We start from the raw sequence: 21,735 nt of genomic DNA, 5'->3' as shown, positions 1-21,735 counted from the left end.
TCCGTATTTTCATTATTAAATATTTTATTTTTCTATTTTGCTACCTAATGCTAAGGGGAAGTTTTTTTATAATTGAGTAAGTTACTTATTTGTGATTTAAATATATATAATAGGGGCTGGAAAGTATTTTTCTTTGGCTAGCTCGATGGTTTATTTTATTCTTACAGGTTTCTTCTGATCATCTATGGCCACAAAAGTAAATGTGCCACTGATAGCTTTTTCACGGTTTTGTGAATACATCTCTTCTATATATATTTCTACGGATACTTTCAGGCTGGTGTTACCTATATGGATCACCTTACCAATCAGTTCAATAATTGTTCCTGATGGAATTGGCCTTGTGAAATCGATTCTGTCTGATGAGACTGTTACCACCTTTTTTCTGGTATACCGGGTGGCCGTAATAAAGGCTACTTCATCCATCAGGTGCATGGCCGTACCACCAAACAAGGTATCATAATGGTTGGTGCTATTGGGAAATACGGCTTTAAAGATTCGTGTAATGGATCTTTCAATCCTATCGTTCTCCATAATATTGATTTTAATGTATTGATTTATAACTAGTTATTGTGTTGTATTTAATCTTTTTATTTATGGAATAATTTGATTCATCTTCTCCAAATCGATTTAACACGGTCTGTGCTTGTTAGTTTATGGGTAAGGTTGGTTTTACGCATTTGATATTCCCTGGTTAATTATAATACCATAGGGATATATTAGGCCATGACCTGAGATCATTAAATATTAAATAGCTTTATATTTTAGGTAAGAATAAATAGGCAATTGCCAGAAGAATTGCCTGTTAAAGTTTTAAACACTAGGTTTAGAGGTCGATGCCCACAAGACTTTTGCCGCGGCCCACATTTGGAAAAGGGCTATTTTTGTTTTCGCGCAATTGCGGTTTTTTTAAACCACAATCCGTATTTATCCAAAGCTGGCATGGCAATGATTACAGATACTTCTTTTTCCATCCATTGAACCATTTCTGTATGCTTCCGACAAAGCTTCCAATACCTCAAGATAAACTGGTAATAGCCGAGTGTTCAGTTCCAGCCTATGGAAATCTTTTTCCTTTCCTTTGCCCAGAAGCAAATATGAAACCGGACCAATAAGACGCGTTTTGTATGGATGCCATTATTTGGCTTCCCAAAACTCATTTACCTCTTTATTTAAATAATAGCTAAACTTTTGACTTGCGTTAAATTCCGGGACTATATAATGATAATTGGTATCAAACTATTTTGTCATTTCCATAGCGGTAACGTCCTGCCCTTTTTTTGGTAACCCCTGGCCATGGCAAATAAGAGGTTAATTTCTGAAAGTTGGCTGTTTTTAATTAACTGGTAATGCCTGTTTGGAATGGCACTGACCATCAGGCTGGCATCAAGGACCAGGTCATAGAAAAAATAATCGTTACTTGGAATAAAGTTTATTACAGCTTTTTTCTGTAGTGACCAATTTTGCCGTCGAATGTTTTTTCCGGTATCCAATAATTGATCAACTGTAATGCTACCGGACCAGTAAAGTTCGGAAGCTTTCCTGAGCTCATATTGGCTGCCAATCCTCGGGTAGCCTAGGTTTTGTGTTTGCATTTTGTTAGTTTTTAAATGATTAAATCACATAAAAGCCTTTATGCTAAACTTCAAAATGCTATGTGTAACTAAGTAAGTGTGTAAAATTTTGATACTGTAAAATATAGGGAGGCATAATTATGCCTCGAAAATAAGGCAAAATGTTCCTATTGAAATTTTATGTGTACATCACCTGACTACTTCATTCCACGAAAGCACTGTCAATACAGATAAGGCAGGTCTCCTGACTTGTAACATTTTTACCGCCCTTCCCGCTTTAGGCAGTGGACAAAATGGGTAAAAACTTTTGTGCGTTACTTACAGTTGCGGGACAGCTTGTGATTTGCACACAATTCCCTATTAATCTACGTTAAGTAAAACCTTTCCGCTAGAAGAAATAATATAAAGAACTTATCGGTGGCAATGTAACAAAATATCATCAAAAACAGCTGGGTAAAATAATGATTTGGTTTTCAGTGTATAAAAAAACGGTAAACTATTGATACTTTTAGCTGCCACAAATAAGTTGGTATTATTGAGGTTAAGATTGTTTCACCTCATTAAATTGTTAAGAATAAGTATGGAATATATTTGGCCAGATTATTTGGAAAGATCGTTATCCGTCCAATAATGAGCTGTATCTACTATTTGCTTAATGATGCTGTCGAATTCAACCGTAGCTTTAGATATCAAATCAATAGCTTCCTTATTAGCTTCGCTTAATTCTGAAGTATCTATTAGCTGTAAACTGCCCATGATGTTAGCAATGGGCCGTCTGACTTTATGTGATTGAAAAAATATTAAATCCTTCAGAATTTTATTCTGCTTTTTAATGAAGATTTCCCTGTTTTTTCGCTCAGTGATGTCATGAATGGTAAGAGATATACCAATTAAAGTATTATTATCAAAAACAGGTAAATATTCTGATTTGATCCATACAGTTTTAGGAATGTCTGACACCCTGCTTTCCCTAACCACATGTTTGCCTTTAATGGCTTTATAAAAATCGTTTTTGAAATGTTGGTCTTTCTGCATCAAATCTTCAAAAACATGGGTAAAATTATCACCAATTTTCAGTTTCTTATTGTTATAGGTAAAAGTTTTTTCCTCTGCAGTTTTGTTGAAAAATATTATTGAATAATCAGGTGCAATCAAATATCGGATAGATTGCGTACTTTGATAGATGGCGTATAAAATATTTTTCGTGTTTTTGAGACTGTCATTTCCCTGTAAGATGTATTTATGCTGTTTGATGTTTTGCTTTGAGAGGTAGTCGATGAGGTCGTTCTTATAAACCAGGCCTTCGAATTTATTTTGATTTTCTATAGGTAACACTTCCTCATGATGCTTAAACATCGTAGCCAAAGCATGAGTTATAGGTGTTTGATAGGAAAGCATTGGTTTTTCGGTTAAACAGTCGATTACCAGATTATGGGGCCTTAGGATAAGATCTAGGGGCGTAAGAAGTCCTAAATAATTATTGGTATTCTCATCTAATACCACAATTGCAGAATGAGAAATAAGATCACTTTTGATAGCAGTAACCCCGGAATAAGGAGATGTAGATATAAAATTTTTATTTACAAAATCACCAGCCAGCGTTTTCATTATTAACTGATTTCTATATTAGTATATGAAATGGTAATTTTGAAATCCACCATTAATAATTCTCCTTCCGAAATATATTGAAACACTTTTGCTTTTAGAATTTCTATTATTTTGGAAACAGAAATTTTATTGAGTATTTTTTTGTTTACAAATATAGCTTCAACTTTATCATCATTAATTTCTATGAGGTGAAAACCATTAGGGACAAGCAGTTCAAAAGATTTACTAAGTCCTAGTTTTCCTTGGGGTGAATTTTTGGCCAGTACTAAAATATCTTGAAAAGGAGGTAATTTAATCTCTTCAAAGCTCAAGCTAATGGAGTAATTAATATGCGAGTGGTCTCTGATGTGCATAATAGTAGAATACAGTTTGTTTTAGTCATATTAATTTAATTATTAGGTATTGTAGGGTCCAATGGCAACGGTTGTATGCAGTGAAAAATGCAAAAAGATTATTTTTTTAAACGCAATTTACCTAAAAATGTAAACAAATCAATTAAAAAATACCGAAGGCAGATTTCATTAAAGAGGATGTTTTTGCTTTCAAGCTAAGGTTCAAAATGGTATGCTAATAAACAAAATTTAATTTGGTAAAAAACACAGTGTATTTTTTACATTAGGTTGTCGCCAAAGCTTCATGAATTTGAAACAGGGATTTATGTATATATTTTGTTGATTAGTGTCTTTAAGCATTTCCTTAATCCTGTATAGGAATTGTTTTAGTAGATGAATTTTAGTTGCTGGTTAGGGCTTTTTAAATTTTTTTTCTTAATGATTTCATAAAGTCATTTTTCTAGAATAGGTTTTAAATGGCTTTAGCTTCGTATTTTATAATGTTTGATTTCATGAAAACATCCGAGAATAACCTGTTGAATGTTTTTAAGAACGGAGACAGAAAATCTTTTGAGTTGATTTTCGAAAGATATTGGGATCCCTTGTTTCTTCATGCCCTGAAGAAAACCGGCCATCCCCAAGAGGCTGAAGATATCGTACAGGACATATTCGTAGACCTTTGGAATAACCGGACCAGAATATCCATTCACACCAATATAGAATCTTACCTTTTTACTGCCGTCAAATATAAGTTTTACAAATCCGTGCGGGACCAAAAAATATCCATCCGATCAATAGATGGGCTGGACCTTCAGATAGAGAATATGGAAGGTGATTTTGAATTGGAAGAAGCATATGAGAAAATTTATCATTCGATCGAAATGTTGCCAGCAAAGTGTAGGGAAGTATTTAAACTGAGCAGGTATGATCGATTATCATCAAAAGAAATAGCCGAAAAACTTGGGCTTTCGCCGCAGACGGTAAATAACAGGATCTCCATGTCTTTATCCATTATCAAAGATGAATTGAAAGACTTTCCTCTGCTAGTATGCGTTTTTTTCTTTTCGTAAAATTTTTAGTGTTAATTTTTAAATAATAAGTGCAGCATTTAATAATAATTACACAATCCAAATTTTAGGTATATCCGAGTGAAATCAGGGACATGTAAGTGTAAATACAATACATGTGATGAATTCAGCATATTACAGGAAACTTATCTATAAACAGTTAAATGGTACAATCAACAGGGAGGAACAGGAGATCCTGGACCACTGGTATGAGCTATATGAAACCGAGACTCCGTATTTATCACCCGGTCAGATAAAATCAATAAAAGTTAGACAAAGAATTTTTTTCAACCGCTATTTAAAGAAAAAAGTTACTTCAGACATGTCTTTCTTATGGAAATATGCTGCAGTCATTGGTCTATTATTTACAGTCTCTTTTTTACTTTTCCAGATAAAATACCAGCAGAAGCCGATTTTAAATTCTTTAGAAGAAATAGATTGGCAGGAAATCATTACTGTGAACAAAATAAGGAAACGAATTATCCTACCGGATAAATCCACAGTATATCTTCAAGGCAATTCATCTTTAAAATTTGCTGCCAATTTTCAAACCAACCGTACCGTACATCTTAAAGGTCAAGCTTTTTTTGACATCGTGCCTCATGTAGCATCTCCTTTTGTAGTAATGGCAGATGGAGTGGCTGTGACCGTACTGGGAACATCATTTACTGTAAATGCCAAAAAGGAGGCATTTACGACTGTAGCGATATTAACCGGAAAAGTCAGTGTAAACGATTCACATTCGTCCCACTACCTAATACCAAAGGAAAAGATAAGTATTGATCATTTGAAAGGGACCTTTACCAAGGACCTGATAGATATAGATAAAGAATTTGCCTGGACCAAAGGTGAGATCATATTTGACCATACTCCTATAAAGCTCGCTATAGATGAATTGGTGGAATGGTATGACATAGAGCAGGTTGAATGGCAAATGGATCCACACCAGTATGCTTGTACCGTGACAGGAAAATACCAATATAATTCCCTGGTGGAAATATTGGAGTCCATTTCATATGCTATATCACTGGAATATAAAATCGATCATAAGAAGCTTATCATATCAGCTATGGACTGCTCCTGATAGAATCTACCAATAATGCAACAATTAAAAGAACACCTTATAAACCAAATACACACTATAAATTATGAAAACACCCTTACTTCTCAAGTCTATGGGGGTCTTTGCCCGGATATTACTGGTAGGAATGCTACTGCATATAGCGACCAGTATGGTATTGGCCTCCAGTTCAGATGCTCAACAGCTAAAGAATACGATCATTAATTTTTCGCTAAAGGACTATCGAGTCGATCAAATATTGAAATTGGTAGAACGGCAGAGCGATTTTGTATTTACTTACGAGGGAAAATTGGGATTAAACCAAAAAATTACCCTATCAAAAAAATCGATTGATTTAGAATCCCTTTTAGTGGAAATCACTAAGGTAACCCAGTTACGGTTCAAGCAGATCAATACCAATATAGCTGTCAGGGAGCAAATGGATAATCTCCCACTTACACCTGCCATTCGTATCCAGATAAGCGGTAGGGTGAGGGATCAGGAAAGTGACGAACCTTTGCCAGGGGTTAATATTATAGTGAAAGGCACCTCCAAAGGAACAGTTACTGATTTAGCTGGAGATTTCAGCCTGGACGCGGAAGCCGGACAAACGTTGATTTTCTCCTATATCGGATATGATTCACAAGAAGTAACTTTGACAGAAGCGCAAACTTTATCCATAAAACTCATACCATCTGATAATAATATAGATGAATTTGTGGTGGTGGGATATGGTACAGTACAGAGAAGGGAAATGACAGGATCTATAGCTTCTATAGGGAGGCAAGATATCATAAGCGAACCTATTTATTCCTTCGAAAATTTACTGCAGGGAAAAGCTGCAGGAGTAGATGTAGTAGCGGACAGCTATAGACCTGGCGCTGGATCCACAGTAAGAATAAGAGGTTCTAGATCACTTGTAGCGGGGAATGATCCATTGATCGTGATGGATGGAATTCCCATTGAAGGCAATTTGATGGATATAAACCCGTCCGATATAGCGTCCATAGAAATATTGAAAGATGCCTCCGCTACAGCTATATATGGGTCTAGGGGTTCTAATGGTGTCATTTTGATCACTACCCGGGGTGGTTTTTCTGGGCAGACCCAGATAGAATATAGTGCATTCGCAGGTATTCAGCGGATCGCGAATAGGGTGGATTTAATGAACGCACAGCAATATACAGAAATGCAGAGGCAGGCAGCCAGACAGGATGGCTCTTATACCACAGATGAGGCCCTGTTTATGGACTGGGAACGGGAAGCTATTCAAAATGGTGTTGATACAGACTGGCAAAAGGAGGTCTTCGAAACCGGGTTGCAACAAAACCACCAATTGAGCGTGCGCGGAGGAACGGAGGATACGAAATATGCTATTTCCGGAACATTCCTTGATCATAAATCCATATTGGACAACAATGATTTTTCCCGTTTCGTAGGCAGGGTTAACCTAGATCAAAAAGTAAATCGACGCCTCAGAGCAGGGGTGACTTCTCAGGTTACTTACAGTAATGAGCATAGAGGAGGCAATATTAGGGATCTGCTTTTGGGAAGCCCGTTAGATTGGCCTGAAAGGGGGTTAGGGGCACTGACCAGCGAATTTGCTGTGGGTGAAAGCTTTCCTGTATTGGCACTGAACAGAGACTTGGTAATAGACAGAAGAGACAGGACCCGTATTATAGCCAATCTTTATGCGGAACTTGAGTTACTGGAAGGGTTGAGTTATAGGTTTAATTTTGCACCTGACTTGACCTACTATGAAAGAGGCACCCACACTTGGCAGACTTCTACAGCTGCTATAGAAAACAGCAGAACGAGTAATGTTTTGTTTGAAAACATTATCAATTACAGCAAGAATTTTGGTGAAAACCATAATATAAAAGCAACAGGCTTATATAGTGTACAGACCATGCGGGCCCTTGGTATGGCCACTTCGGTAAGAGGACTCCCCTTCGAGCAGCAGCGATATCACAACATAGGGACTGCTGAAGAAACGACCGGTAGAAATTCCTTTTTGAATGAATGGGCGTTGGAATCCTATATGTTGCGTGTAAATTATGGGCTGATGGACAGGTACATGTTTACCATAACAGGCAGGGTAGATGGCTCCTCCAGGCTTGCTGAAGGTAATAAATACGGTTTATTCCCCTCTGCTGCTTTTGCCTGGCTGATAGATCAGGAAAGGTTCTTTGGTAGGCAGCAATTTTTTGATGAAGTTAAATTCCGGGCTAGCTATGGAGATGTGGGCAATACGGGTATCAATCCCTATCAGACACAGGGAAGGGTAGGCCGTGTTGGCTATTCATTTGGTGACCAATCTGTTTTCGGTTTTCAAAATTTAGAGCTGGCCAATTCGGAATTGAGATGGGAGAGGACAAGGCAGCTGGATTTGGGTATTGATTTCGGCATTTTGAATAATAGGGTTTCAGGTACTGTAGGTATTTATCAACAAAACACCATCGATTTGCTGATGAATAGGCAATTACCTCCCACTTCAGGGTTTGCTAGTGTACTTGAAAACATTGGTTCTACCAGAAACCGGGGATTTGAGTTTAACTTATCCATAATAAACTTTGATTCCAGAAAACCGGGAGGGTTCAAATGGGTGACTGATGTGGTGTTCCACACTAATAAAAACGAGATCATAGAGCTGTATGGAGGCAAAGAAGATGACCCTGGAAACGGCTGGTTTATAGGACAGCCCATTAATGTATATTATGACTGGAGATTTGAAGGCATCTGGCAGGAATATGAAAGAGAAGCGGCTGTAAGTTATGGACAGCGTCCAGGTGATATGAAATTAAGTGATATCAACCAGGATGGAAAAATAGATGCAAATGACCGTATTATACTAGGTTCTGATATACCCAGTTGGTCGGGAAGTATAAACAATAGGTTTAATTACAAAAATTTCGATCTTGCAGTTTTTATATATACCACCCAGGGAGTAAATATTTACAGTGAGGCAGGAGGAACTTCTTTGGGCGGAATGATCAATCTGAGAAGAGGGTATAACCTGAACTCCAGAAATGTAGACTACTGGACACCTGATAATCCCAGCAATGAATTTCCTCAGCCCAGGGTGAGAGGCCATGCCTATTCTACTCCTATGGCCTATTTTGATGCGAGCTTCATCAGGGTCAGGAATATCACTTTAGGCTATTCACTTCCTAATCCTTTAACGGAGAAATTAAATATTAACAGAATCAGGACATATGCAGGTGTCCAGAATCCATTTACTTTTACCGATTTTCCTGGATTAGATCCAGAGGGGGCAAGAAATCACGATATGCCAAATTACCGAACATTCTTACTAGGTATAGAAGTAGGCTTCTAATACACATCTAAATCAAAACGAAATGAAAAAAACAAAATACATCATACTGTGCGGGATCATTAACCTGTGCTTTGCCAGCTGTGTGGACCTTACTGAAAATATGATAACGGATACAGTGGCTGATACTCAATTTTCTACTGCTGAAGGATTGGATGAGGCACTGATCGGCGCATATGTTCCCTTACGAGGGTTTTATGGCAGAGAACCTGGGATGTTGATGAATTTGTATGGTACAGATTTGTTTCAGGAAGGCCAAAGTTATAACTCAGAGTGGGACACTTATGGGGCTGGATTAAATTCCTCTACCGTACTGTCTCCTTCTGGGGATGAGCTGGTGTGGGAGCCGTTTTACAAAGGAATAAATTACGTCAATACGGTAATCAGTCGTGCAGAGGATATACCTAATTTAGACCAAAGCTTAAAAGTTCAGAAAATTGCTGAAGCGAAGTTTTTGAGAGCGCATTATTATTTTGTATTGGTGCAGCACTTTGGACCTTTGCACCTTACTTTGGAAGAAACTCGGAAAGTAGAGCTTGAAGCTTACCGGGTGCCGGAGGCCGAAGTATATGAAGCTATCATTGCTGACTTAACATATGCTATAGAACATTTACCATCACAGCAGCCCCAATATGGCAGGCCTACCCAAATAGCGGCCGTAAATCATCTTGCTAAGGTATATCTCACCATAGGTAATTGGGAAAAAGCAGCTTCGCTTGCCATCCAGGTAATAACCTCAGGTAGGCATAGGTTATTGGACCAATATAAAGATGTATTTGATCCATTTAACCAGAGACATGAAGAGGTAATTTGGGCAGTTCAGTGGGGGGATAACCCCGAAGTCAATAATCCTGGAAATGAGCTTCAGCGCTATTTTGCCCCTCGGCAATGGTTATTGGCAGGATTGATAGGGGACGATATGTATCATACAGGTATTGCCAGGTTTTGGCCTACAGATTATGCCCTGACCACCTTGTTTGGTAATGATTACAGAAAGGAAGGGTTACATATCCGCAATGATACCAGATACAGTGTGACCTTTAAAGAAGTCTGGGAATATAACGATGCTCCCAATCTGCCTCAGGGCAAGAGCATAGGGGATACAGCTGCATGGTTTACCAATGACCCTATCATACAGGAAGTTCCGGATGCAGACGTGGCTAAATATCCTTATAGACTTGTCAGAATAAAAGACAGAAATACCGTCAATTCACCGACTGTCCAAAAGCACCGGTATCCATACACCAGAAACAATGGGCGGGATTACATGTATATGCGCTTAGCAGAAACTTATCTTATCGCCTCTGAGGCTTTGATGATGCAGGGTAAACTGGATGAAGCCGCCTTTTACTTCAATGAAGTCAGAAAACGGGCCGCGTTTCCTGGCATGGCTATTCCTCTAATCAGGCCTGAACAATTAAGTATAGACGAAATTCTGGATGAAAGAGGCCGGGAGCTTTGTGGAGAATTGCATAGATGGACGGATTTAAAACGAACAGGGAAGTTGATAGAAAGGGTGCGGAAATATAATCCATATGGTGGTCCCAATATCCAAGAACATCACCTGCTAAGGCCTATCCCCCAAACCCAAATAGACAGAACCAAAAATGACTTCGCTCAAAATCCCGGGTATTGATCAATTTGAAGTGTTTTGAATAGAATGGATTCAAAACCCCTGAGGTACTTGTCCAATGATGCATTATTAGCTTCTACGCTGCTTCACTTATGGAGATAAAATCATGTGATCAATAAATTGACTGAAATTCCAAGCTTTATTAAAGCTAAACATAAGGTCCATATACCTGTTGTAAATATATAAATCAAACTTATAACCTAATTTATCAAATTAATATGGATTTACAATTGAAAAACAAAACTGCCCTGGTAACAGCTTCTTCCGGAGGAATAGGATTTGCCATTGCTGATACACTCGCTAAAGAAGGGGCCACGGTAATCGTTAATGGCCGCTCAGAGGAATCAGTGAGCAAAGCTATCAAATCGCTAAAAGAAAGCACTGGCAGCGAAAATTTCAAAAGTGCTGTAGGTGATTTGGGTAAGAAGGAAAACTGCGATAAAATTATTGAACAATATCCTGATGTAGATATTTTGATCAATAATGTAGGCTATTACGAAGCGATTCCGTTTTTTGAATCCACTGAGGAGGACTGGCAAAATATCTTTAATGTCAATATCATGAGCGCGGTTCGGATGAGTCAGTATTATACTAAGAAAATGATCGACAAAGGAGAAGGAAGGGTAATTCTTATATCTTCTGAAACAGCGGTTAACCCTGATCCAAATATGGGGCACTATGGCGCCACCAAAACAATGATGCTTTCAATTTCGCGAAATTTAGCAGAATTAACCTCAGGAACCAACGTAACTGTAAACACTGTGATGCCAGGATCTACGGAAACCGAAAGTGTCAGAAAACTTATTAAAGAACAATTTTCTGATGTAGACATAGAAGAAGGCATGAAAAAATTCATGGAAGAAAACCGACCTACTTCCATTTTGGGCAGACTGCTCCAACCAGAGGAGATCGCCAATCTGGTAGCTTTCGTATGTAGTCCCAAGGCCTCCGGTATCAATGGAGCTGCCCTCAGGGTGGATGGTGGAATAGTTAAAAGCGTCTTCTAAGCAGTTATAAATATTACTTTTTTTGAGTGGATCTAATAGTTCTAGGATCCCTTATTAAAATTCATATAAAGTCTCCGTAGCTAATGTTTATCAGTTGCGGAGGCTTTTTTGTTTTCAATGGAATGTTTGATCCGCGTTTTATACCATAAACTGGTGGATCCCCGGATTACGCAAATGTGTGGATTAACTATAATAAATGATATCTAAACCCCAAATGTAATCGGAATCTTTCGCTTTACACCACATTGGAGTGGAATAATAATGAGTTTTGGCTTTATACCACGCTGACTATATAAACTCTTCCATTATAACCCACACTGCCAAAAGAGCTCATTCCATTATCATTTACTTTTTAAAGATCAAGCCATTGTGCTAAATGGAGTTAACAGGCCTGATATAAAGGGGCATACAGGATACCGTTCCAGTTTAGCTCAAGTCTCATCTTTTAACAACCGAAAGTATAGAATATACCTGCTACCTTATAATTTACTTTATAAAAGATATCTAATATTGTCATATGGATGTGTAATCTGTGATTATTATTCTAATTCTGATAAATTATTAGTAAATTTTAACAAAAAATATGGTTTGTTGGTTATATTAGAATATTAAATACTTTTAATATGCATAATTTAATAAAACATATTAAGCAGATAGCTCAGATTTGCGAAGAAAATAAGGTAGCTTATCTTTTTGCAGTGGGGTCGGTTACGACAGGCAACAACACCCCCAATGATTATGTAGATCTTATGGTGGAAATTGATGAAAAAGATCCTCTTTTGTATGTTGAAACCTATCGGCATCTGAAATTAGGTTTGGAAACATTGCTCAGTAGACCCGTAAACTTGCTCGAACCTACCAAAATTAAAAATGCCTATTTAAAAAAAAGAATAAACAGCACAAAGGTCAAACTGTACCATAAATAAAAATAGAAGGGACGCTGTTTATTGCATATCGTTAGATGTGATACGAACCTGAATAAAATCAATTTATACAGTATAACTCTCCCTTTTCATAACAAGTCTCATTGATTTACTTACATATACTCACATAAAGCTTATATGGCCCATATGCGTTATTTGTAATAATGCTATGGGTAATATGTTTAATTGCCTGATTGTTAAATCAAGTTCCTTATTGGGAGATCGCTTTAATATAGCTATGAATATTAAATTGAAGATACCTAATAGAAATCATTTTTCGATAGTTATTTATTATTAAGATTTAATCTAAATAGTTTTAATTAATAAAATCTTTACTCCATCTTTGCATTGTTTAAAATTGATCTAAATAATGTCTAGATACTTTTTGTTACTCCTATTTATGATCTGCTTTAGCGCTTCGGTAAAGGCACAAGGGCAGAAATGTAGTATATCAGGTGTGGCTTATAACAGTCAGGGTGAAACCTTACCTGGCATCATGGTGCTATTACAGGATTCATCTTTGGGAGCGGTCACTGATATGAATGGTTTTTTTTCTATCAATGGGCTCTCGGCTGGGACTCATTCCATCTACCTTTCAGGCCTGGGATACCAAAGAAAAGATGTGCCGGTAAAGGTAGCGCCCCAGGACAAAATGGAAATAATCGTAATACTGGAGGAGTCCGAAGAAGAGCTGGGTGAAGTAGTAGTGGAAGGCAAAACTTTTGAAAAGGAAATAGAAGAATCTGGCTTTGCTGTTAATGTAATTGAAACCAAAAAGGCATCATTGCAATCCTTACAAACCAATGATCTATTAAACAGAACCGCCGGCATACGTGTCCGCCAAAATGGAGGTTTGGGTTCAGCGGTAAATTATAATCTTAACGGCATGTCTGGGAATTCTGTCCGGATATTTATAGATGGTATTCCCATTTCTACTTATGGGGCATCCTTTAGCCTTAACAGCATCCCTCCGGCTTTGATCGAACGGATAGAAGTCTATAAAGGCGTAATACCGGCCCATCTATCAGACGATGCACTAGGCGGGGCTATCAATGTCATATTGAAGCAAGATATGAGCAATAACCTGACTGCTTCGGTTTCTTATGGGTCTTTCAATACCCTGCAGGCTAATTTTAGCAGCATGTACCGTAATGAAAAAAATGGATTTACCGTCAGAGCATCTGGATTTCATAATTACTCTGACAATAACTATGAGGTGTGGGGTAAGTTTGTCAGAAATATTCTTCCAAACGGACGATACGAGTATGTCAGGACCAGGCGATTTAACGATGCATACCGGTCTACAGGTGGACAGATTCAGTTGGGGTTTACTAACGTAAAGTGGGCTGACCAGTTTCTAATAGGATTCAATGGTTCCAATGACTACAATGAAATCCAGCATGGTAACTATATGACTATTCCCTATAAAGGTAGATTTACTACTTCTCAATCTAATGTACTTAACCTTAATTACAATAAAAAAGACTTTATGGTTAAAGGGCTTGAAGTCACTTTTACGGGCATGCACAGTGATAGACATGAAGTAGTAAATGATACCGTGCGATGGAATTATAACTGGTTTGGTGAGAAAAGTATAGGTTTGAACGGTACGCCCATATTAAGATCAGGAGGTGCACAGCAGGGGGCACCGACCATTAACCATATAGACCGGAAAGTGACTACATTTAGATCAGGTTTGAATTATGATATCAATGATAATCACAGGGTGGTTTTTAACCATATGTATTATACGATCGACCGAAGGGAGCAGGATCTGATGAAAACGGAACTTGAGCGGTCATTTATAGGTACCAGAGACCTTACCAAGAATATCTCCGCGGTAGCATATGAAATGAATGCATTTAATTCCCGTTTAAAGACAAACCTTTTTACTAAATTTTATCAGCAGCAAATCGAGAGAATGAACCCTATTCTGCTAAGACAGAACGGTGAACAGATAAGAGGAGAAGATACTGCTAAAAGTAAAAGAAACACTACGGGATATGGTTTAGCTACATCATTGAATGTTTTACCAAAACTCATGCTAATTGTCTCTGCAGAGAAAGCCGTAAGAATGCCCTCAGAAAATGAAATTTTTGGGAGCCCAGGGGATAACATCATCGAAAATATAAGCTTAAGACCGGAGATCAGTAATAACCTCAATGTAGGCTTCAGGGGGGGATTTTTGTATAACAGCGATCACAAATTTGATTTTTATGTATCTGGATTTTTAAGAGATACCAAAGATAAAATCGTACAAAGAATCAATCCAAGAATGAATGATGCCATACAAACAGACCCTTTTGAAAATCTTGGACTGGTAAAATCAAAAGGCTTTGAAGCTGAACTGAAATATGAGATGGGCAGAAATCTGAATGTTTTTCTTAATTTTTCAAGATTCAATACTGTATTCAACCAGCAGTATGATCCAAATGGAAAAGAATACACTTACTATAATCAACAATTGCCAAATGAACCATTTTTCACTGTAAATAATATGGTTCAATATACCCTAAATGATTTTATACAAACCCAATCTACCGTTATTCTAAATTATAATTTTGGTTTTGTGGATCGTTTTTACACATCATGGATGGAGATAGATGAGTTCAGGACCCCAAGGCAGTTTATTCAGGATATAGGGATTAGTTATATGTTTCCCAATAAGAAGTTTGTGATAAGCGCAGATGCAAGAAATATTTTTGACAGACAGGCTTATGATAACTTTGCTGTGCAGAAACCTGGCCGGGCCTTTTATTTAAAATTGAATTACACAATAAATAATTTCTAATCAATAATTATATGAAAAAATTATTATTAAACGGGCTTCTTATCGGAGCAATGCTAGGCAGTGCAGCTTTAACAGGCTGTTCAAATGACGACCCTATGCCGGATAATCCCGGTAATGCGGACCGTTGGGTTACTGTATCAGGAGCACTGATGGGCTCTACTCCAGGCGATGGCAATGGAGGAACTATGGTTTATGCAGTTTCTAAAGATGATGCCCGAAATCCAGAAGTATCTATAGATGTATTTGAGAACGGCTATGGAGTAAGATCAAACAGAACAGCCCGTCTGCAAGCATCAGAAGATGGGTCTACACTTTTCAATATAGCTTATACCGGCGATAATGGAGGAGAGTTTACTAAATACGCTGTAAACGGCGGACGGAATTTTAATCCTATTGATGGAGGAGTCAATATTTCTCAGTATGCAGGTACATCTCCGAGATGGGTAAAATTATTTGATGGAGACCGAACAGGTATAGCTGTAAATGTCACCCTACCAGTACCTAATAATGCTCCACCGGCAGGAGGTACGTTTGCTTATTACAGAGGAGTGGCTACCGTCTTGGCACTTGACTTCCAGGAGACTTTGATTTCAGGATACCGTCAATACGAAATACCATTAACTGCTGAAGAAGAACTTCAGGGCCACACCATCTTCAGACTAGATGCCCCAGTTCTAAATAAATTAGGAAATAAACTGATCATAGGTACATGGATGCGAAAATATGATGTAGCTTCCAATACAGTAGCAAACAATTTCGAAAGGTTAGGTACCAAGTCAGTAGTAGTGGATTATCCTTCTCTTGAAAATCCCACCATCATTACCTCTTCAGTAGGTCATGGGGACTGCAGTGGTTACAGAAGTTTTAATAGTTTTGTGGCCTCAGACGGTAACATTTACCAAGCTACTCAGCGTGATCCAAAAGGATCTCATATCTTAAGAATTAACCAAAACAATGAATATGATAACAGCTATATATTTAGTTTGGATGCAGCTTTGGGCGTAAAGGGGGTTTATGTAGATGCTTGGAGATATGTAAATGATAATATTGCTTACGTGTTGTACACTCATGGCGGTACAGACCAAGGATATGTGGCGCAAGTAGATCTATCTGCCAGAACAGCCACTAAAGTAGAAGGCATACCTTATGATGCTGATCTTGATTTTAGTCAGTATCAGGGATTTATGGTAGATGGGGATGAGGTGTACATAGCGGTTACCCCTACAGGGAAAAATGGTAATATTTACATTCTGAACAGCAAAACCAATGAAGTCATCAAAGGTGCCACATTAATCAATAAACCAGGCAATCATTATATAGGTGTTTTTTAATTTTGGATGAAGGTTCATTGAAAATAATATAATCAGGTATTTCCTTTTAGGGGATACCTGATTTTTTTTGTTTAGGAAAATACTTTCATATAGAATATAGGAGCTTATCAATTAACTTTCTTAAATTAACAGGATTTATCCATCAATAATATTATGGCAAATGTATCAGGTTCAAACGGTTATGGAAATCCAATAGATTTACTTACTAAGTCTACTATAGATGAGCTTATAGCTAACTGTGATACTTATCCAGATAAATTTTTACCATGGATTAAAGGAAGGCATACCTTGGTTCCAGGCATGTATGATCTGGGGAGCCATCCCGTAATTGTCAAAGAAGTGTCCAAAACTTTGGGAAATGATGTAATACTTTGGAGCAGTCAGATCATTAGGCAGTCCCCATCTGTCATTCACCGTTGGCATATAGATGTAGAAATGGCCCGATGGCCAGGACTTACCGTATGGGTTGGGATGAAAAATGTAACAAGTAACTCATTAAAATTAATTTCAGGCTCTCATAATTTTGGGATATCTCCACAAGAATTAGCTGAAAGAGACCGGATAGATCTTAAGAACGATGCTCAGGTACTCGCAGCAGCGCAAAAGATCGATCCTAGTAGTAAATTGATAGAAGTTGACATTAAAGATGGGCAGTTTATTATATTCAGTGGACTCGTATGGCATGCTACCCAAAATGTGTCTGATGCTGTCCGTACAGCTATGATATTTCAGTACACCACCCCTGAACATAAACTGTTCATACCGCAAAACAATCATTATCCCAATACTAAATATTCATCCTTACAGCCAGATTGCATCCTTGTGAAGGGGAAAGATGACTTTAAATACAATAATCTTATCAAGAGATCCTATTCAGGTAGCTGGAAAGCCATATTAAAAACCTTCCTTGTACATTTACCCCATAATATTTACAGAAAACTATTCATCAGGTAGGCTTATATAGGTAATTGTAACCTATCATGTATGTGAAGGATCTGCTTTATGATAATCTTTTGGCAATTCTCCGAATTGTTTGAAAAAACATTTGCTAAAGTAGCTGGGGGAATTAAATCCTACCAGACTGCAGACCTCTGTGATGGTATGGTTTCCTTCATTAAGTATTTCAGCTGCTTTTTTCAACCTTACCAATCGGATGTATTCATTGGGTGTAAGCTTGGAGATACCTTTGATTTTTCTCAACAAACTGGATTGGCTCATGCTTACTGCCTCTGCCAGATCACTTACACCAAATAGCTCATTGGATAGTTGATTTAGGATGATTAGATTGATTTTATTGAGAAAAAGTTCATCTGCCTGGGTGTGGGCGATCGTTTCTGCCAGTACCAATGGTGAGTTGGCAAAGGAATGCCTTACCTGATCCCTGTAATGAAGTAGGTTTTTAATCTGTAATGTCAGATAATCAATGGAAAATGGTTTTTCTATGTATACATCAGCACCCATCTCCAATCCTTCGATCTTGGATTGCAAATTTTGTTTAGCTGTCAGCAGAATGACAGGAATATGGCTATATTCGATTTTACCCTTTACTTCCTTACATAATTCATATCCATTGATGACGGGCATCATAACATCACTTATGATAAGGTCAATGGGTTTCTCATCAAGCAGCGCCAGGGCTTCCTGTCCATTTTCTACTTTATAGATATGGAAATCATATTTTAGATGGTTTGCTATAAAAGATAGCAGTTCTTTGTTATCTTCTGCTATCAATAAACTGGCTTTGTTTTCTAAAGCGGTATCACTTTTTGTGGAAGTAGGTAAGGATGATGTATTTTCGATGATGTCGGCTAAATAGGTCCCGTCCTCCAGCGCAAGTGAATGTTCCTGTTTTATAGGCAACGATAGAACAAATGAATTACCTGGATGCTGAGGGCATTGTCTCAATATGAGCTTGCCTCTATGTAACTCAGCTAATGAGCGGGCCAATGGCAGACCTAAACCTGTACCTTCTTTCGAAGTATGATTATGAGTATCGTGGATCTGGTAAAAAGGTTCAAATATTTTTTCGCTTTGGTCAGGATCTATTGATTTTCCATCATTGTACACGGTGATTTCCATCCATTGGTTAGCTAATGGTTTAAAATTGATATCTATCACCTTTTGGGCATTTTTGAAGGCGTTGGAAAGCAGATTGCTAAGGATTTTTGTAAAAGCTTCCCGATCTACATCAGCATAAAATTTATGTTCTTCTACATGAAATCCGAAATTTATCTTTTTCTGAATAGCAGTAGCTTTAAACCTGAAATGCAGATCTTTTAACAGGGTAACCATATCCGTCTTTATGTAATTGAGACTGAAATTTCGCTGTTCAGTTTTTCTAAAATCCAATAATTGGTTGCTTAAGTTGATGAGGCGGGTAGAATTTCTATCCATAATCAATAAATTTTCCTGAATGTCTTCAGAAAATGCTTCCTTCTTTTTGATGATTTCCTCCAGTGGCCCTTTTATTAAGGTGAGCGGAGTCCTTATCTCATGGGTTATATTAGTGAAAAATTCTACCTTGGCATGATAAATCTCCCTTTCCTTTTCAGTTTCCAGCTGGAAAAGTTTTTCTTTGTGCCGAGCGGATACCCTATTTTTATACATGGTAATCAGGATATAGATTAAACCTATGGACAGTAAAAAATAAAGCAAAAATGCTACATAGGTAAGATAAAATGGGGGGGTGATCGTTACTTCTAGACTGGTAGCGGCGGTAGCGATCTGATCCGATTCTTGTGTGGTTTTCACCTTAAATACATATTGGCCTGGAGGTAAATTGGAATAAGTTACTGCCTGGTTTTTGTCTAAGGTATGCCATTCCTTATCAAATCCCTCTAAGATATAGGTATAGGACCAGGAATCCATAGCCGTAAAGCCCAGCGCAGCAAATGAAAAACCAATAGAATTTTCATCATGTTTCAAAGTAATTTTTTCGGTGTTGGTCACTGATTTTTTTAAAGGAGAGCTGGCTTTTCCTATTTCTACTTCTCTATTGAATACTTTTATGCCTGTCATTACCACAGGCGGGATAAAAGGATTTTCGGTGAAAGTCTTCGGGTCAAACGATATGAATCCTTGTAAGGTGCCAAAATACAGCCTCCCATCTTTAGCTTTAAGTCCTGATTTATAGTTAAACTGGTCTGTAAGTAATCCGGTGGATTTATGAAAAACTTTAATATGACCATTTAAAGGTTGGTATTGAACCAGCCCATTACTGGTGCTCAGCCATAGATGATGAAGATCGTCTTCCAATATTTTATAAACAACATTACTAGGTAGGCCCCCGCTAGTGGTCAAAATAGAAAATCCATCTATCTGTGGATCAAAGGCAGCCAACCCGCCACCCTCGGTACCGATCCATAACTTACCCTGGTGGTCCAGGCTCAGACAAATAATGGCATGATCAGGCAAACTGTTAGGATCATTTATTTGGTGCCTATAGTTTACACTTTCACCTGTTGTTGGATTATATTTATACAATCCATTATTAGTAGTAGCAAACCACATCCATCCTTCTTGATCTTCTATGATATCATATGTAAAGGGTATCCCTAGGCTTTCTACCTTTTGAAATTTATAAGTTATAGGGTCAGCTTTATAGATACCACTAATGGTTCCTATCCATATGAGTCCCTTACTGTCTTTATAAAGCGAGAAAATATCACTGTCGTATAAAGGATTGTGAAGATCTGTAGGATTTAATTTTGTAATGGATAATTCCGGTAACCCCAAAACGTCAATCTTAAAATTCATGCTATGACTGCTTACCCATAGTTTATTCCCGTCTCTTACAAGACCATGAATATTGTGATAGTTGATATCATTCTTTCCCTTTCCTGAGGGAATGCTTAAAAAAGTTTTGGATATGGGGTTAAACCTGTTTAGACCTGCATCTTCGGTACCTATCCATATATTCCCTTCATGATCTTCTACCATTTCTCTGACACGTCTTCCACTGATCGCGTTACTACCGCTTATTGGGTAATATTTATCAAACTGCATGGTTTGGTTGGGCAGATAATTGATCCCTCCAAAATAAGTGCCTACCCAGATTCCACCTTCCCTGTCCTGATAGCTGGTATAGGTGGCATTATCTGAAAGGGAATACGGATCATTGGGGTTTTGTTGAATATGCTGGTATTTCCCGGATAGAGGATCATACAGGTATAGTCCCCTTTCTGTGCAGATCCATATCTGATTATGGAGATCTTTGTTGATATTTCTGATAAATAAAGGATTGTGTTTTTCGTCTTGAGTAAGGATATCTTCTATTTGGCCCGTAGCTTTATTGAGTCGCTTAAGCCCGCCGCTTTTTGTTCCTATGAGAAGTTCTTGTCCATGATCAAATAAATGCAAAATAAGGTTTTTCTTTAGAATTTCGCGTTCATCTTTATATTCTATAAAGGACTCGGTAGCAGCTATAAATTTTTGCACTCCACTGCCTAGTATTCCCACCCAGACTGTTCCTTGTCTGTCTATAGTCAAAGAAGATACAGATCCGTGTGCGAGGGTACCGACTACATGCTGATTGTGCCTATAATTGGTTAATTTTTTAGAGTGAATATGATATTTATATAAGCCTTCTGTATTAGAAGCCATCCAGATGTTTCCACTATTGTCCTGCCTGATTTCTAAGATTGACCCTTTTACTTTTACTGCTTCATTGGCTGAAGGGAAAGCGGAAAAGGATTCTTTTTCCGGATCATATACGTATACGCCATCATTTGTCCCGATCCAGATATGATGCTGTTCATCTTCATATAAAGAAAGTACAGTACTGCTGCCTAAAGCATTTGGCTGAGACCTGTCCTGTTTAAATACTTTAAACTGGTTACCGTCAAACCTGTTTAGTCCATCTTTGGTACCAAACCACATAAATCCCTGCCTGTCCTGAAGTATAGCATATACAGTCTGGTGAGAAAGACCATCTTCTACGTTGAAATTTCTGAAATAAAACCGGCCATCGAAGCTGTGTACAGACTGAAACGGACCAATATATAGGATTAAGAACAGAGGTAAAATATAGGCTTTAGCAATTCTTGAATGCATGTAAATGATATTAGGTATTAAGGGTT

Annotated in this window: 14 protein-coding genes, 1 pseudogene and 1 riboswitch; of the genes and pseudogenes, 9 read left to right on the top strand and 6 right to left on the bottom strand. The window is 37.8% G+C overall.

Annotated features, from left to right (window positions below; all coding sequences use genetic code 11):
* Positions 1 to 150: 150 nt before the first annotated feature.
* The 5 genes and pseudogenes from EL17_RS20765 to EL17_RS20750 all read right to left on the bottom strand — a co-directional run bounded on the left by EL17_RS20765 (position 151) and on the right by EL17_RS20750 (position 3,490).
* A complete protein-coding gene (locus tag EL17_RS20765; protein WP_035078964.1) occupies positions 151 to 531 on the bottom strand; it encodes an acyl-CoA thioesterase in 381 nt (126 codons plus the stop codon).
* A gap of 471 nt (positions 532 to 1,002) precedes the next feature.
* Positions 1,003 to 1,224: pseudogene (locus EL17_RS24435) on the bottom strand (hypothetical protein); the annotation flags it as partial.
* 20 nt (positions 1,225 to 1,244) lie between these two features.
* A complete protein-coding gene (locus EL17_RS24225; RefSeq protein ID WP_035078961.1) occupies positions 1,245 to 1,592 on the bottom strand; it encodes a hypothetical protein in 348 nt (115 codons plus the stop codon).
* 196 nt (positions 1,593 to 1,788) lie between these two features.
* Positions 1,789 to 1,971: riboswitch (cobalamin riboswitch) on the bottom strand.
* 200 nt (positions 1,972 to 2,171) lie between these two features.
* Positions 2,172 to 3,179: a PAS domain S-box protein gene (locus EL17_RS20755; protein WP_035078958.1), complete on the bottom strand. Its 1,008-nt coding sequence runs from the start codon at positions 3,177 to 3,179 to the stop codon at positions 2,172 to 2,174.
* Positions 3,180 to 3,181: 2 nt separating this feature from the next.
* On the bottom strand, positions 3,182 to 3,490 hold the full coding sequence (locus EL17_RS20750; RefSeq protein WP_205623595.1) for a hypothetical protein: 309 nt from the start codon (positions 3,488 to 3,490) through the stop codon (positions 3,182 to 3,184).
* 533 nt (positions 3,491 to 4,023) lie between these two features.
* On the opposite strand from EL17_RS20750, the gene EL17_RS20745 reads away from it, so the two are divergent.
* The 9 genes from EL17_RS20745 to EL17_RS20705 all read left to right on the top strand — a co-directional run bounded on the left by EL17_RS20745 (position 4,024) and on the right by EL17_RS20705 (position 17,611).
* On the top strand, positions 4,024 to 4,581 hold the full coding sequence (locus EL17_RS20745) for an RNA polymerase sigma-70 factor (protein WP_035079111.1): 558 nt from the start codon (positions 4,024 to 4,026) through the stop codon (positions 4,579 to 4,581).
* 118 nt (positions 4,582 to 4,699) lie between these two features.
* On the top strand, positions 4,700 to 5,662 hold the full coding sequence (locus tag EL17_RS20740; RefSeq protein ID WP_035078953.1) for a FecR family protein: 963 nt from the start codon (positions 4,700 to 4,702) through the stop codon (positions 5,660 to 5,662).
* A gap of 64 nt (positions 5,663 to 5,726) precedes the next feature.
* Complete coding sequence (locus EL17_RS20735) at positions 5,727 to 8,975, top strand: SusC/RagA family TonB-linked outer membrane protein (RefSeq protein ID WP_084166296.1); 3,249 nt, start codon at positions 5,727 to 5,729, stop codon at positions 8,973 to 8,975.
* 22 nt (positions 8,976 to 8,997) lie between these two features.
* Positions 8,998 to 10,608, top strand: a complete 1,611-nt coding sequence (locus tag EL17_RS22880; protein WP_084166295.1) for a RagB/SusD family nutrient uptake outer membrane protein — start codon at positions 8,998 to 9,000, stop codon at positions 10,606 to 10,608.
* A gap of 215 nt (positions 10,609 to 10,823) precedes the next feature.
* Complete coding sequence (locus EL17_RS20725) at positions 10,824 to 11,612, top strand: SDR family NAD(P)-dependent oxidoreductase (protein ID WP_035078950.1); 789 nt, start codon at positions 10,824 to 10,826, stop codon at positions 11,610 to 11,612.
* Between the two features lie 623 nt (positions 11,613 to 12,235).
* Positions 12,236 to 12,538: a nucleotidyltransferase domain-containing protein gene (locus tag EL17_RS20720; protein WP_035078948.1), complete on the top strand. Its 303-nt coding sequence runs from the start codon at positions 12,236 to 12,238 to the stop codon at positions 12,536 to 12,538.
* A 367-nt stretch (positions 12,539 to 12,905) separates the two neighbouring features.
* Positions 12,906 to 15,326 carry a TonB-dependent receptor gene (locus EL17_RS20715; protein ID WP_084166294.1) on the top strand — a complete coding sequence of 807 codons (2,421 nt, stop codon included), beginning with the start codon at positions 12,906 to 12,908 and terminating at the stop codon, positions 15,324 to 15,326.
* 11 nt (positions 15,327 to 15,337) lie between these two features.
* Positions 15,338 to 16,657 (top strand): hypothetical protein, encoded by a 1,320-nt coding sequence (locus EL17_RS20710; protein WP_035078942.1) that lies wholly within the window; start codon positions 15,338 to 15,340, stop codon positions 16,655 to 16,657.
* 153 nt (positions 16,658 to 16,810) lie between these two features.
* On the top strand, positions 16,811 to 17,611 hold the full coding sequence (locus EL17_RS20705) for a phytanoyl-CoA dioxygenase family protein (RefSeq protein ID WP_035078939.1): 801 nt from the start codon (positions 16,811 to 16,813) through the stop codon (positions 17,609 to 17,611).
* A 24-nt stretch (positions 17,612 to 17,635) separates the two neighbouring features.
* Here the strand turns inward: EL17_RS20705 and EL17_RS20700 are convergent, their stop codons facing one another.
* Positions 17,636 to 21,709 (bottom strand): hybrid sensor histidine kinase/response regulator transcription factor, encoded by a 4,074-nt coding sequence (locus EL17_RS20700; protein WP_051720259.1) that lies wholly within the window; start codon positions 21,707 to 21,709, stop codon positions 17,636 to 17,638.
* Positions 21,710 to 21,735: the final 26 nt, after the last annotated feature.

Origin of the sequence: Anditalea andensis, assembly GCF_000714815.1 — a bacterium.
Taxonomy (GTDB): domain Bacteria; phylum Bacteroidota; class Bacteroidia; order Cytophagales; family Cyclobacteriaceae; genus Anditalea; species Anditalea andensis.
The sequence above is the reverse complement of the archived record's forward strand: the minus strand, read 5'-3'. Positions and strand labels throughout refer to the sequence as shown.

Bases quoted from the DNA above. Each gene is read 5' to 3' on its own strand.
- EL17_RS20765 (WP_035078964.1), bottom strand. From the start codon at position 531: ATGGAGAACGATAGGATTGAAAGATCCATTACACGAATCTTTAAAGCC.
- EL17_RS24225 (WP_035078961.1), bottom strand. From the start codon at position 1,592: ATGCAAACACAAAACCTAGGCTACCCGAGGATTGGCAGCCAATATGAG.
- EL17_RS20755 (WP_035078958.1), bottom strand. From the start codon at position 3,179: ATGAAAACGCTGGCTGGTGATTTTGTAAATAAAAATTTTATATCTACA.
- EL17_RS20745 (WP_035079111.1), top strand. From the start codon at position 4,024: ATGAAAACATCCGAGAATAACCTGTTGAATGTTTTTAAGAACGGAGAC.
- EL17_RS20740 (WP_035078953.1), top strand. From the start codon at position 4,700: ATGAATTCAGCATATTACAGGAAACTTATCTATAAACAGTTAAATGGT.
- EL17_RS20735 (WP_084166296.1), top strand. From the start codon at position 5,727: ATGAAAACACCCTTACTTCTCAAGTCTATGGGGGTCTTTGCCCGGATA.
- EL17_RS22880 (WP_084166295.1), top strand. From the start codon at position 8,998: ATGAAAAAAACAAAATACATCATACTGTGCGGGATCATTAACCTGTGC.
- EL17_RS20725 (WP_035078950.1), top strand. From the start codon at position 10,824: ATGGATTTACAATTGAAAAACAAAACTGCCCTGGTAACAGCTTCTTCC.
- EL17_RS20720 (WP_035078948.1), top strand. From the start codon at position 12,236: ATGCATAATTTAATAAAACATATTAAGCAGATAGCTCAGATTTGCGAA.
- EL17_RS20715 (WP_084166294.1), top strand. From the start codon at position 12,906: ATGTCTAGATACTTTTTGTTACTCCTATTTATGATCTGCTTTAGCGCT.
- EL17_RS20710 (WP_035078942.1), top strand. From the start codon at position 15,338: ATGAAAAAATTATTATTAAACGGGCTTCTTATCGGAGCAATGCTAGGC.
- EL17_RS20705 (WP_035078939.1), top strand. From the start codon at position 16,811: ATGGCAAATGTATCAGGTTCAAACGGTTATGGAAATCCAATAGATTTA.
- EL17_RS20700 (WP_051720259.1), bottom strand. From the start codon at position 21,709: ATGCATTCAAGAATTGCTAAAGCCTATATTTTACCTCTGTTCTTAATC.